The following is a 13216-nucleotide window of genomic DNA, read 5'->3' on the forward strand; positions in this document are numbered from 1 at the left end:
GACAGTTTCCGTTCCGGGCGGACGGAAACTGTCCAAGATCTGCGTGGCGGCGCTCGTCGGAACCGGCTGGGCGGCAGGATGACGGGATGGTTGAGCCGCACGACCTGACCGCGTTGGAGCAGGCAGCCGCCATGGCCCGAGGTGAGTTGTCAAGCGTCGACCTCGTCGAGCACTACCTGCACCGGGTGGCAGCCCTCGGCGACACCGTTGGCGCGTTCGTCACCGTCACCCCGGAACTCGCCCGGGAGGCCGCCAGGGCCGCCGACGCCGTGCCGGCCGAGGCGCGCGGGCCACTGCACGGCGTACCCACAGCGATCAAGGACCTCACCCTCACCGCCGGGGTCCGCACCACCTTCGGCTCGGCTGCCTTCGCCGACTACGTCCCGCCCGTCGACGCCGACGTGGTCCGGTTCATCAAGGCCGCCGGCCTGGTCAGCCTCGGCAAGACGACCACGTCCGAGCTGGGCTGCTCGCTCTACTCCGAGGGCCGCGTCGCGCCGCCGGCCCGCAACCCGTGGCAGTTGGCGTACACCGCAGGGGGTTCCAGTGGTGGCGCGGCGGCGGCCGTGGCGGCCGGGCTGGTCCCGGTCGCCCAGGGCTCCGACGGTGGCGGCTCGCTGCGCATCCCGGCGTCGCTCTGCGGCCTGGTCGGCTACAAGCCCAGTCGCGGCGTGGTGTCCGGCGGGCCGCTCGGCTCCGGCGCGTTCGGCCTGCCCACAAGCGGCCCGCTCGGACGGACCGTCGCCGACGTCGCCGCGCTGCTCGACGTAATGGCAGTGCCGGTGCCCGGTGAGCCCTACCTGGCGCCGCCGGCCCCGCCCGGGGGATACCTGGCCGCGGCCCGCCGGGCCGACCCCGGCCGGCTGCGGATCGGCCGTTTCACCACGCCGATGCTCGCCGACGAGCCGGTGCACCCCGACTGCGTGGCCGCCGTCGACCGGGCCGCCGCGCTGCTCACCGCCGCAGGCCACGAAGTGGTCGAGGTGCCACCGCCGCTCGGCCCCGAGGCGTGGCCGCTGTTCGAGACCATCTGGTACGTGCTGGCGCTCTCCCCGGTGGACCCGCAGCGGGAGGCGGAGCTGCTGCCCCTGACCCGGCTGCTACGTGCCCGGGGCGCCGAGATCTCCGCCGGCACGTTGGCAGCCACCCTCGGCGAGTTGCAGGCCCAGGTCCGCCTCGGCGCCCGCCGTACCGCCGGATGCGACATGCTGCTCTGCCCCACGCTCGCCGCGCCGCAGGCGCCCATCGGATGGTTCACTGCCGACGGTGACCCGGCAGCCGACTTCGACAGGCAACGCCGATTCTCGCCCTACTGTGCCATTTTCAACGTCACCGGCGACCCCTCGGTGTCCCTGCCGGTCGGCACCACAGCCGCCGACGGGCTGCCCGTCGGTGTGCTGCTCACCGGCCGGTACGGCGACGACGCGCGGCTTCTCGAGACGGCTGCGCAACTGGAATACTCCAGTGACTGGTGGGATCGCCACCCCGCAATCTGGCGGGCTGTCGACTCCGCTAACGTGAATAGCGACGGAATCGGCCGGCCACCATTGTGACCGTCCATCCGGCCCGGTTGTTCGAGGTCCTTCTTCCGCCTGGGGGCGTTGGGATTGTCTGTTACCGAGACGTTGCTGGTCTTCGTCGGCATCCCCGTGGCTGCGGTGTTGGTGATCGCCGGCCTGGCGTACGCCGGAAGCCGCGGTGGTGGCACCGGCGGCGGCGGCGGTGGCGCCAAGCGCTACCGGCCCGGCCGGCCCTTCGACTTCACCCCGGTCTGGTTCCTGGGCCGCCCGGGGCAGCTGGCCGACTCGGCCGGCACCGCGCTGGCGGCGGGCGCGCAGGCACCCGCCCTGACCAGCCACAAGCTTGAGCAGGCCAGCGTCGAGGCGCCGGCCGGTGGAACCGGAGGCGCAAGTGACCGTTGGTGAGAAGCAGACCGGTACGGAAAACCCGCCGGAGGTGCTGGACGGGCCGTTCTCGACCCGCCAGCTGCTGCGCATCGACGAGGCCCTGCGCCTGGCCGACCAGGGCACCGGCCTGGTCTTCTCGATCTTCGTCGGCGGTCTCGACGAGCCGGTCCGTGAGCACGCCCAGCGGCTGCACCGCCAGCTCGCCGACCCCGACCGGTCCGTGCTGATCGCGGTGTCGCCCAACCAGCGCCAGTTGGAGATCGTCACAGGGCGGCACGCCCGTAAGCGCATCCCCGACACGTACGCCAAGCTGGCCGCGCTCTCCATGGTCGGCGCGTTCAGCGGCGGTGACCTGGCCGGCGGCATCATCAACGGCCTCGACCAGCTGGCCAGCCACGCCGGCAAGGGCTGAGCCCACCTCGTACGACGAAGCCCGGTCCCGCTCTCGGCGGGCCGGGCTTCGGTCTGTCCAGGGCTGTCGGTCAGCGCGGCCAGGCGGACGGGTCGAGTCGCATCTCCCACGGCTCGTCATCGGTCACCGGGTCAGGCTCCCATCGATGATCTCGTAGCGGTTGCCGTCGGTGGGCAGGTCGAACAGGTCCTGCTCCTGCCAGCCCCGATCCGGTGGTTGCCACTGGTAGATCGGATGTGCCATCACGTCCACCTCCTTTCGTCACGATAACGCCGGGGGCCGGCGCGGGTTCACACCCACGCCGACCCCCGGCGGTGGTAGCGGTCAGGCGCGCTGGGCGTCCTTCGCGCGGGCCTTGAGCGCCCGCACCACACCGTCGCGGCCCTCGGCGACAAGGCGGCGCAGCGGAGCCGGATGCCCGTCCTCGGCCAGCCACGCGTCGGTGGCCGCCACAGTGTCGTCGTCCACCAGGTAGGCCGGGTACGCCAACTGGGCGAACTCCTGCGCCGGCTCGCTGTCCCGGGTCGCCCACACCGCGCCGACCGCCGCGAAGTACCGCTCCCGGTACGGGGTGATCAGCTCCACCTGCGTCGGGTGGGCGAAGCCCTGCAACAGTGCCCGGTGCCGCCAGTTCGGCAGCGCCTCCGGGCCGGTCAGCAGATCCCAGACGGCCGCCTTGTTGGCGGTGGTGGGCACCAGTGCGTGCACGTACGCGGCCTCCCGCTCGCCACTCGCGGTGCGGTCACCGGCCAGCTCCGCCTCGATCTCGGCGGGGCCGGCCGCGCCGTTGGCCACGAGTGCGCCGAGAACCGCCCAGCGCAGCTCGGTGTCCACTGTCAGCCCTTCGGGCGCGCCGGTGCCGTCCAGCCAGCCGCGCAGCGTCGCCAGGTCCTCGTCGGAGCGTGCCGCCGACGCGTACCCCCGAGCCCAGGCCAGCTGGAAGCCGCTGCCGGCCTCGGCCGCGGCGAGCGCGTCCTTTGCGGTACGGGCCAGGTCGGCCCAGCCGGTCGGTGCCCACGCCGGGTCGGCGTACAGGGTGAGTGCGGTGGTGGCCTGACGCAGGGTGGCGGTGACAAGGTTGATGTCGGTCTCCGCGGGCAGCCCGGCCAGCACCAGCGCCACGTAGTCACGGGCGGCCAGCTCGGCGTCGCGGGTCATGTCCCACGCGGCGGTCCAGCACAGCGCGCGGGCCAGCGACGAGTCGAAGCCGCCGATGTGCTGCACCACAGTCGACATCGACCGGTCGTCCAGGCGCAGCTTGGTGTAGCTCAGGTCGTCGTCGTTGAGCAGCAGCACGTCGGCCGCCCGCACACCGCGCAGCTCGGCGATGTCGGTCCGCTCGCCGGTCACGTCGACCTCGTACCGTTCGCGGCGCACCAGCCGGTCGTCGACAAGGTCGTAGAGGCCCACGCCGATCCGGTGCGTACGCAGCGTCGGGTACGCCGCCGGCGCCTCCTGCCGCACCACCACCTGCTCGTACGTGCCGTCCGCGCCGATCGTCAGCTCCGGCCGCAGCGTGTTTACCTGCGCGGTCTCCAGCCACTGCGCCGCGAACTTGCGCAGCTCCCGCCCCGAGGCCGCCTCCAGCTCGGTGAGCAGGTCGTCGAAGGTGGCGTTGCCCCACGCGTACTTCGCGAAGTACGCCCGCAGCCCGGCCACGAACGGCTCCTCACCCACGTACGCGACGAGCTGCTTGAGCACGCTCGCGCCCTTGGCGTAGGTGATGCCGTCGAAGTTGACCTCGACGGCCTCCATGTCCGGCATCTCGGTGTAGACCGGGTGGGTGGAGGAGAGCTGGTCCTGCCGGTAGCCCCAGTTCTTCCGGATGGACAGGAACGTCGTCCACGCCTCGGTGAACCGGGTGGCGTGGGTGTTGCACCAGTGGCTGGCCCACTCGGCGAACGACTCGTTGAGCCACAGGTCGTTCCACCAGCGCATGGTGACCAGGTCACCGAACCACATGTGGGCCATCTCGTGCAGGATCGTGTTGGCCCGCTGCTCGTACTCGAAGTCGGTGACCTGCGAGCGGAACAGGTAGTGCGACTCGGCGTGCGTCACGCAGCCGAAGTTCTCCATCGCGCCGGCGTTGAAGTCGGGCACCCACAGCTGGTCGTACTTCGGCAGCGGGTAGCGCACACCGAACTTCTCGTGGAAGAAGTCGAAGCCCTGCTTGGTGACGAGGAACAGGTCGTCGGTGTCCATGTGCTGCGCCATCGACGCCCGGCAGAACGCACCCAGGTCGATGCCGTCGTGGGTGTCACGCACCTCGTGGTACGGCCCGGCGCACATCGCCGTGATGTAGGTGCTCATCCGGGGCGACTCGGTGAAGTGCAGCGTCTTGAGCCCTTCACCCGCGGGCTCCTCGCGCTGCACGGGCATGTTGGACACGGCCCGCCAGTGCGCCGGGACCGTGGCGTGCCAGGTGTAGACGCTCTTCAGGTCGGGCTGGTCGAAGCAGGCGAACACCTTCTGCGCGTCGGCCGTCTCGAACTGGCTGTAGAGGTACGTCTCGCCGTCGACCGGGTCGACGGTGCGGTGCAGCCCCTGGCCGCTGTTGGAGTACGCGAAGTCCGCGTCGACGACCAGGACGTTCTCGCTGGCCAGGCCGGTGAGCGTCAGGCCCTTCTCGGCCGACCAGTCGGACAGGTCGACGGGAGCGCCGTTCAGGGTTGCTGATCGCACCGACTCGGCGGCCAGCTCGATGAACGTGCTCGCACCCGGCTCGGTACAACCGAACCGGACCTCGGTTGTCGACCGGAACGTGCGGCCCTCGGCCGCCAGCACGGCGGTTGACAGGTCCAGACTGATGTCGTACCCGATCACGTCGAGCAGGCTGGCCCGCTCGGTCGCCTCGACCTGCGTCAGGTTGCGCACTCCCGGCACTGTTCGTCTCCATCCCACATTTCGCCGTACGCCCGGCGGCGCCGTCTGCCGACCACTCCTGGCGCCGGCCCGGCCCCGAGTCTTCCACGGACGGGCAGCCCGCGGTGGCCGAGGTCACGCTCTCGTCCAGGTGCCGGTCGATGGGCTGCGGGGTGAGGATCAAAGGTGCGGCGTCGCACACCTGACGCCACCACCGCCATGAAGGGACCTCACAGTGACCGATCGTGTCACCGCCGACATGTGGTTCGACCCGGCCTGCCCGTGGGCGTGGATCACGTCCCGCTGGCTGCTCGAAGTCGAGCAGGTCCGTGACGTGGACATTCGTTTCCACGTGATGAGCCTGGCCGTGCTCAACGACGGCCGGGACGAGCTGCCCGAGGAGTACAGGGAATTCCTGAAGACCGCGTGGGGGCCGGTGCGGGTCTGCATCGCCGCCGAGCAGCGGTACGGCAACGACGCCCTGCGCCCGCTCTACACCGCGCTCGGCACCCGGATCCACCTCGGCCGGGAGGAGCGGGGCCACGAGCTGTACGTCGCCGCGCTTACCGACGCCGGCCTGGACCCGGCGCTGGCCGCGGCAGCCGACAGCACCGAGTACGACGAGGCGCTGCGGGCCAGCCACGAGGCCGGTATGCGTCCGGTCGGCCAGGACGTGGGCACCCCTGTCGTCCACGCGCCCGGCCCGGACGGCAGCCCTGTCGCGTTCTTCGGCCCGGTGATCACGCCAGCGCCGAAGGGCGAGGCGGCCGGCCGGCTCTGGGACGGCGTGCTACTGGTGGCCGGCACCCCCGGCTTCTACGAGCTCAAGCGCACCCGCGAGCAGGGCCCGATCTTCGACTGATCCACGCATACCCGCGCCCCCGTCCGGTCATCCTCGGTTGCCCTGGCGGGGGCGCGCCGCGCCGGACGACGGGTACGCCTTGCGGTCACGGCGTCACCGGTAGGCGGGCGGCGTCGTTTCCCTCGGTGTCCGCCGCAGCGACCCGCAGGGCCGCACCCCGCAGCTCGTGGAGGCAATCCCGATGGCGAAGCACCGTGCGTCCGGTGACGATCAGTTGACCCGACAGGGGGTGATCGAGACTCCCGACCCGGCGTACTGGTCGGTCGACGACTCCCGCTGGCCTACGGTCCGACCCGACCTACCGGCACACCTCGTGGACATGCTCGCGCCGCCCATCGTGGTCGGCGTGGCCCGGGTGCCTGTCACCTCCCGCCTGACCCCGCCCACCTCGCCGGCCGGGGGCGTGCCCGCCGCGCCGGCCGGGAGCGCACCGGTGGTGTCGACCACGTCGGCCGCCGAGCCCGTGCCGACAGCCGTGCCCGCGCCTGCGTCCGTCGTGCCCGTGCCGTCCGTCGCGCCCGTGCCTGCGGCTGTGCCGGCCGTCGCGGCCGCGCCGGTGCCCGTAACGGCGGCAGCTCCGGCTGAGCCGGCCCCGCCCCCGCCGGCGCCCACCGCTCCGCGTCCCGTGCCGACGCCGCCGCTGAGCCCGCGGCCGGTTCCGGCGCCGCCGCCCGAGCGTCCCGTGCCGGGGCCGCCCGCCTCGCCCCGCCGCAACGCGATAAGCGGCCCGGTCGGGACCGGCCGGCGGGGCAACAACGGCGGTCCGGTGGTCGCCGGCCGGCACCGCCGGCACAACGGCGCATCCGGTCGCGCCGGCTGACCTCGGAACCCTGCTACAGCACTTTCATCTGGTGGACGCCGCGCGGGTCCCCGCCGGTGGTACCGCCAGCGCCGGTAGCGTCAGTGGGCATGACGGTCGTGCATCCGATCGCCCGGGCCTGGATCACCACTGGCGGCACCGGCGCGCAGAACTATGACGAGTTCGCTGACGACGCGGAGATCACCTCGATCATCGAGGCGAACCCGCACAGTGCCCTCGGCATCGAAATGCCGCACCGGGCGCCAGACAGCCTGGGCAAGTCCTTCCTCGACGCGCTGCCGGACTCGGTGGCCCGCCTCGCCGAGGCAAAGGCCGACGGCAGCTACACCCCGGCCGAGCAGGTGGTGGTGCTGTACCGGATCAGCGCCCCCGACGAGTCCCCGGCGTACGGGCTGTTCGCGATGGTGGACACCGACCAGATCTCCACCCGGGCCGACGAGCCGGGCCTGGTCATCCGCAACGAGGACGTCTTCATCGCGAAGGTGCGTGAGCGGGTGGCGCTGGCCGAGGCGCTCGGTCACCTGCTCTCACCCGTACTCCTGTTGCAGACCGGCAGTGGCGACGAGCTGCACGCCGCGCTCGCGGCGGCGACCGAGACGGCCGGCGTGCCCGCCGCGACGGACACCGACCAGGCGGGGCGCACCCACGCCATCTGGCTGATCGGCCCCGGGCCGGAGCAGGACACGCTCACCGCCCTCGCCAGCGGCGGCGAACTGGTCGTCGCCGACGGCAACCACCGCAGCCTGGCCGCCCAGACCGGTGGGCTGCCGCGCTTCCTGGCCGTGGTGACCACCCCCGCGTCGGTGGCCATTCAGCCCTACAACCGGCTGGTCAGCGAGCTGACCACCACCCCCGCCGAGCTGCTCGACCGGTTGCGCGCGTCCGGCGCGGAGGTCGAGCCGATCGACGGCCCGGTCGAGGTTCCGGCGGCCGGCGGCACCGTCCATCTCTGGCTCGCGGGCCAGGGGTACGCGGTGCGGCTGCCCGCCACCGCCGCCGACCGGCTGGAGAACCTGGACCACGCCCAGGTCGAGCGACTGCTGCTGCGCGACGCGCTGGGACTGGAGCCGGGCGACAAGCGGATCACCTACGTCGGCGGTGACTACCCGGCGAGCTGGCTCACCGGTGAAGTCGACGCCGGCCGGGCCGAGCTGGCCATCCTGATCGCGCCGGTGACGGTGGAGGACTTCGTCGCGGTGAACCTGGCCCGGGAGAAGATGCCCCGCAAGAGCACCTGGTTCACCCCGAAGGCGCGCGGGGGTCTGGTGGTCGCGGAGCTGCCGCACTGACGGTGCCCCGCGCACCTGTGTGACATACCCGGCTCGGGGACGCCGCCCCTGCGGCGTCCCCGACAGCGGCCTGAGAGACTGCGCGTATGCGCGTCTACCTGGGATCCGATCACGCCGGTTTCGAGTTGAAGGTGCACCTGGCCAACTATCTGGCCAAGCAGGGGTACGACGTGGTCGACGTCGGCCCGCACAACTTCGACCCGGACGACGACTACCCGGCCTTCTGCCTGCACACCGGCGACCGGGTGGTGGCCGACGAGAACGCTCTCGGCATTGTCATCGGCGGGTCCGGCAACGGTGAGCAGATCGCCGCGAACAAGATCGCGGGCGTACGCGCCGCACTGGCCTGGAGCGTCGAGACCGCGGAGTTGGCACGCCAGCACAACAACGCGAACGTGGTCGCTGTAGGTGCCCGCCAGCACACCCTGGACGAGGCCACCGCCATCGTCGAGGCGTTCCTGAACACCCCGTTCTCCGGCAACGAGCGGCACGCACGGCGTATCGACCAGGTCGCCGAGTACGAGCGGACCCGCCAGCTGCCCGACCTGCCCTGACCTACTCGCGGGCTACCGCTGACCGTGCCTGCGCTGACCGTGTTCGGCGCGGTCAGCGTGGCGCGCGGGGGAGGTCCTCGCGGGGCACCCAGTTGCGCCGGACGACGACCACCCGGGCTTCCGCCTCGGCGAGGTCGGCGTCGGTGGGCCGTGCCGCGTCCCGGGCCCGCAGCGCGGCGCTCAGCCCCACCTGCGACGAGCCGGAGCCGACCAGCCCGCGCAGGCCCCGCTCGCCGTCACGCTCGTCGCCGTTGGCGCTGCCGTTGCGGCGGCGCGGCGGCGGTGGCGACTCCACGCCGTCGTGCACACCGGCCGTGCTGACCGTCGACCCGTCGACGCCCGGCCCGGCCGGGTCGGGGGCGATCTGGTGCCGCAGCCGTCGCCTGCGTCGGTCCGGGTCACCCATCAGTCGACCGTACCCCGGCCGGTGTCGTATCCGACACCTGGTGCGGGTCCGCGACGTACGGGATTCGGCGACCGATTTGCCGGCTGGCTACCCTCGGGTTCAGGCGGTGTTGGTGCCGCCGGTCAGGGGGAGGACAAGATGGCAGACCAGACGCAGCCGTGGGCGGAGCGAACCGTGGAGGTGCCACCGCAGGCCGGCGTCGGTGTGCCGCCACAGCGGGACGGTTTCCGCCGTGGTGTGGCGCCGGTGGGTCAGTCGGCCAACCCGCGTACCGTGCCGTTCCCGGTTGTCGGGCAGGAGCCGACCGGGACGGGCTGGCCGGGCGAGCAGGCGCCGCGCCGGCCGTTGAGCTGGCGGCTGGCGCAGCTACGGCGCGGCGGCGAGTGGAGCGCGGCGGGTGGCCTGTTCGCGTTCGTCTGCTGGGGGATCTGGGCGCTCTCCGGTCAGGGTGACCTGTCGGGCCCGCTGCTGGTGCTGGTGTTGAGCCTGCTGGTGGCGGTCGGCCTGTTCGCGCTGTCCCGGTTGATCGGCCGAATGGTGCTGGAGCGGCAGCTCGGACGGGTCCGGCGTACCGCTCGGGGTGCCCATCTGGCGACCGCTGTCTTCCTCGTCGGCCTCGGCGTGGCGTGGCTCCAGCAGACCGAGTGGGTCGTCTCCGCCTGGAACTGGATCTCCACGAACACCTGATCCGGCGTACGCCCGGGCGGGCGGGCTCTCGCCGCCCGCCCGCGCGACACCGGTCGTCTCCCCACCAGGCAGTGCCGCTGCTTACCCGGCCGACCACGGTTCATCCGTGGCCGGCCGGTCCGATTGGTGCCGTCGTTGTGCGGGTCAGTGGCTTCCGCCGTGCCCCTCGGCGTCGGCGCGCGGTGAGACGACCCGGGCGGCCGGGTCCTCGACGCCGGGCTCGCCGCCGTCGGGGGCGACCATCCCGTCGTAGTTGTAGAGCGGCCCGCCGTCGTCGTGGTGCTTGGTGGTCCGGATGTAGCGGTGCATCATGCCGTCGATTTCGATCTCTACGAGGGCGTCTCCACCGGTGTCGTGGGTGCTGCCGTCCCGGGGGCCGCCGATCAAATGTGCGGTGCTCTTCGTCTCCATGAAGAGAAGCCGTACCCGACGGCAACCGGCCGGAAACAGCCGAAATGCCACCAGGCGGTGCCGCGCCCACGATCGGGTGCGGCACCGCCTGAGGGTCAGCCCTGGGCGGCTGCGTAGTCGCGGGCCACCCGGACCAGCTCGACCAGCCCGCCGGCGTACTCCTGAGATTCGCCGTGTGCCTCGTCGAACGGCGGCTGGAAGCCGACGCCCTCCCACTCGCCCGTCGTCGGGTTCCACCTGTCGTTGCCGACCTCGAAGTCCCAGGCGAAGATGCCCAGCTCGTAGTAGAGCTGGTCGGCGGAGTTGCCGGCGGCGGAGTAGAGCACGTCGGCGACCGGGCCGGTCTGCGACGGCCAGGTCACGGTGCCGCGTTCCTGCGCGATGGCGCCGACGATCCGCCGGGCGCTGTTGAGGAACAGCGTCGACTCGTCGATCGACGGCCGGGGCAGCGTGATCCGCCCGTCGGCCCGGTACGCCCCCGGCGGCCACATGAAGTACCCGCCGTAGGAGTGCACGTTCATCGCGAACTTGATGTTGGTGTGGGCCCGGGCAAGCGCGATGACGTTGCTGCTCTCGGCCTCGGACAGCTCGGCCGTGCCCGCGTAGTTGCCGGACAGGCAGTTGGCGCTGGCGCCCACGTACCCGTCGAAGTACGACCCGACCGTGTAGTTGCGGTTGACGTCGACGCCCCACGAGTTGCGGTTCTTCGGGTCGCGGGCCGGCCCGGTGCAGTGGTTCACAAGGTTCTTGCGCTGGAAGTTGTAGTCGTTGAACGAGTAGTTCGCGCCATCCGGGTTGACCGTCGGGATGACGAAGATGTCCACCTGTTCCAGCAGCTCACGGGTTGCCGCGTCGGTGCGGTAGTTGGCGAGCATCCGCTCGGCGAACTCAAGCGTCACCAGCGGCGTGGCCCACTCCCGGGCGTGCTCCTGGGAGTACGCGAGCACACCGACCCGGGAGCCGTCCCGGTGTACGCCGAGGCGCAGCGCCTGCACCGTCCACGGCTTCGCCGGCACCTCGGTGCCCTGGAGGCCGTCGTCGAGCCGGGCGGGGCCGGCGACCGGCATGGGCAGCCCGGCCGAGCCGTCCTCGACGGTGGCTCGGAACCGGTTCGGTTGCCGGGCGTTGATGGCCGCCGCGACCTCGTCGGTGGTGCTCACCGTCTTGCCGGCGGTGTCGGTGGCCAGCGAGACGGTGAGCACCCGGTCGCGGTAGCCGACTGTCAGCGGTCGGTTCCGCCGGCCCGGGTCGACAGTGCGCACCTGCACGCCGTTCATGTTCTGGTCGCCGAAGCGGACCGACTCGACGACCACGGCGGCGACCGCCGGGTCACCGAGGTACGCGGCGGCGGTGCGCCGGTACCCCTGGGTCTTGTTCGGCAGGTCGATGACGTCCACCAGGTCCCGGTACTGGCGGGCCAGCCGCTTGATCCGCGCCTGGATGTCCACAGGCGTCAGGTACGCGTCGATGAAGTCCTTCTGGTAGCCGGCGGGCAGCGGCGGCGGGGTGGCGTTCGGCCAGAGCGCCGGAGTGACCACCCGGCTGACCCCGCCGAGGCTGGAGGTGGCGGTCAACTGGACCGGCCGGCTCGGCACCGGCTGGGGGAGGTTGTAGTGGTACTGATACTCACCCGAATCCTCGAACCGGTACAGCGGGAACGAGCCGGTGGCGCCGTCGGCCGTCCGCCAACTGACGGTGATCTCCACGTCCGGGTCGTCGGTGGCGGTGGTGGCCACCTGGGCCTGGAGGAACGTCTGACCGCCGGTCGTCCACCAGTACGCCTGCTGCACCTGGAGGGTGTCGACGGCGGCAGCGGTGGTGGTCCGCTCGCCAGCGTTGGCCGACGGCGCGCGCAGCCCGGCAGCGGTGCGGGCCTGGGCCGCGCGGACGCTCTCGGCGAAGTGCCGGCTGCCGTCCCCGGCGCGCTGCACGATCTGCACAGCTGTCGCGCCCTCTGCGGTCAGGTCCGCGAGCTGTGCGCCGGTGAGCACCAGGTCGGCGAGGATCCGTCCGTCGCGGGCCCTGGGCCGGTTGGCGAGGTCCGCGCCGCTGGCGACCAGACGGTCGAGCTGCGCCTGGTCGCGCAGCTGCACCCGTACCAGAGCGGTTTCGGTGGTGGTCAGGGTGATGGGTGCGGGCGCGGTGGGTGCCGCGGTGGCCGGACCGGGGTGGGACAGTGCCGCGCTGATCAGGATCGCTGTGGTGGCGGCAGCTGTCCACCGTCGTCGGACGATCATGTGCCCTCCTGACGGACGTCGATGTCACTGCTGCCCACACCAGTGCACGGATCGACACCTGTCAAGAGATCTGGGGCGCCCGCAGCAGGTCACCCACCTTGTGCGGAGGTGCGCTCCCGCTGGAGGCGGGCCCTGCGTACACCGCGTCGAACCATCCGGGCCACCGCCAGCAACAGGCCGGTGACCGCGCCGACGGCTGCCACACCCAACGCCGCAAGGCTGCCCAGTGCGGTCTCCTTGGGGCCGTAGAAGCGTGGCGGATCACCGATCGACAGGGCCGCCTGCGGACCGGTATTCGCTGCCGTGCAGGTCACCTCGTAGCTGGCGGCTGGCCTGGCGTGAAGCGTGAGCAGGCCGCGCCACTGTCCGTCGTCGAGCGTGATGCCCTTGAGGAGCGCGCCTTCCTGCCTGAACTCGACAATCTCGATGCCGTCCTTTGGCGACGCCGCGCACGTGACGTCAGGAGGGCCTCCATCGGTCGTCCTGTACCACACCAGCTTTTCGTCCGAGAGCTGCACGGTGACCGCCTGGCCCAGCGGGAGGGGCTGTCCCAGGTCACCTTCGGAGCGGAGGACGAACAGCAACATCACGGAGCCGGCCAGCGCGACAGCAATGGGGATCAGTGACACAAGGAAGAACCAGTTACGACGGGGCCGCGTTTCCACGGGGCTGACGACCGGAGAGGGAGTCATGGCGAGATCATGGACTGGGATCGGGCGCGGCGCCAGGGGTGTGCTGGCGTCCGCGCCGAGCATCGCGTACGGCAGCA

At 71.9% G+C, this 13216-nt stretch carries 13 protein-coding genes; 8 read left to right on the top strand and 5 right to left on the bottom strand.

Annotated features, from left to right (window positions below; translation table 11 throughout):
* Positions 1-86 precede the first annotated feature (86 nt).
* From F4558_RS01825 to F4558_RS01835, 3 genes are read left to right on the top strand one after another with little or no spacing between them, the layout of a single operon-like run.
* Complete coding sequence (locus tag F4558_RS01825; RefSeq protein WP_167943003.1) at positions 87-1553, top strand: amidase; 1467 nt, start codon at positions 87-89, stop codon at positions 1551-1553.
* A 48-nt stretch (positions 1554-1601) separates the two neighbouring features.
* Positions 1602-1925, top strand: coding sequence for an aa3-type cytochrome oxidase subunit CtaJ (gene ctaJ / locus F4558_RS01830; protein ID WP_446685542.1), 324 nt, complete (start codon positions 1602-1604; stop codon positions 1923-1925).
* On the top strand, positions 1912-2319 hold the full coding sequence (locus F4558_RS01835) for a DUF5130 family protein (protein ID WP_167943004.1): 408 nt from the start codon (positions 1912-1914) through the stop codon (positions 2317-2319). Before ctaJ ends, F4558_RS01835 begins: the two co-directional genes overlap by 14 nt.
* A 324-nt stretch (positions 2320-2643) precedes the next feature.
* Here the strand turns inward: F4558_RS01835 and pepN are convergent, their stop codons facing one another.
* Positions 2644-5193, bottom strand: coding sequence for an aminopeptidase N (gene pepN, locus F4558_RS01845; protein WP_167943005.1), 2550 nt, complete (start codon positions 5191-5193; stop codon positions 2644-2646).
* A 223-nt stretch (positions 5194-5416) separates the two neighbouring features.
* On the opposite strand from pepN, the gene F4558_RS01850 reads away from it, so the two are divergent.
* From F4558_RS01850 to F4558_RS01865, 4 genes are all read left to right on the top strand, one after another.
* A complete protein-coding gene (locus F4558_RS01850; protein ID WP_167943006.1) occupies positions 5417-6043 on the top strand; it encodes a mycothiol-dependent nitroreductase Rv2466c family protein in 627 nt (208 codons plus the stop codon).
* A gap of 181 nt (positions 6044-6224) precedes the next feature.
* Complete coding sequence (locus tag F4558_RS01855) at positions 6225-6863, top strand: hypothetical protein (RefSeq protein WP_167943007.1); 639 nt, start codon at positions 6225-6227, stop codon at positions 6861-6863.
* A gap of 89 nt (positions 6864-6952) precedes the next feature.
* Entirely contained in the window at positions 6953-8152 is a 1200-nt protein-coding gene (locus F4558_RS01860) for a DUF1015 family protein (protein ID WP_167943008.1), read from the top strand.
* Positions 8153-8238: 86 nt separating this feature from the next.
* On the top strand, positions 8239-8706 hold the full coding sequence (locus tag F4558_RS01865; protein ID WP_053652989.1) for a ribose-5-phosphate isomerase: 468 nt from the start codon (positions 8239-8241) through the stop codon (positions 8704-8706).
* Between the two features lie 52 nt (positions 8707-8758).
* Here the strand turns inward: F4558_RS01865 and F4558_RS01870 are convergent, their stop codons facing one another.
* Positions 8759-9112, bottom strand: coding sequence for a hypothetical protein (locus F4558_RS01870; protein ID WP_167943009.1), 354 nt, complete (start codon positions 9110-9112; stop codon positions 8759-8761).
* 138 nt (positions 9113-9250) lie between these two features.
* Here F4558_RS01870 and F4558_RS01875 point away from each other — a divergent pair, with 138 nt between their 5' ends.
* The gene (locus F4558_RS01875; RefSeq protein WP_053652987.1) at positions 9251-9799 is read left to right on the top strand and encodes a hypothetical protein; all 549 of its coding nucleotides are present in this window, start codon (positions 9251-9253) and stop codon (positions 9797-9799) included.
* Between the two features lie 144 nt (positions 9800-9943).
* Here F4558_RS01875 and F4558_RS01880 read toward each other — a convergent pair whose 3' ends face one another.
* From F4558_RS01880 to F4558_RS01890, 3 genes are all read right to left on the bottom strand, one after another.
* A complete protein-coding gene (locus F4558_RS01880; protein ID WP_053652986.1) occupies positions 9944-10210 on the bottom strand; it encodes a hypothetical protein in 267 nt (88 codons plus the stop codon).
* A gap of 95 nt (positions 10211-10305) precedes the next feature.
* Positions 10306-12447 carry a M14 family zinc carboxypeptidase gene (locus F4558_RS01885; protein ID WP_167943010.1) on the bottom strand — a complete coding sequence of 714 codons (2142 nt, stop codon included), beginning with the start codon at positions 12445-12447 and terminating at the stop codon, positions 10306-10308.
* Between the two features lie 89 nt (positions 12448-12536).
* Positions 12537-13139, bottom strand: coding sequence for a hypothetical protein (locus tag F4558_RS01890; RefSeq protein ID WP_167943011.1), 603 nt, complete (start codon positions 13137-13139; stop codon positions 12537-12539).
* Positions 13140-13216 lie beyond the last annotated feature (77 nt).

The sequence above is a fragment of the Micromonospora profundi genome (assembly GCF_011927785.1).
Lineage (GTDB): Bacteria > Actinomycetota > Actinomycetes > Mycobacteriales > Micromonosporaceae > Micromonospora > Micromonospora profundi.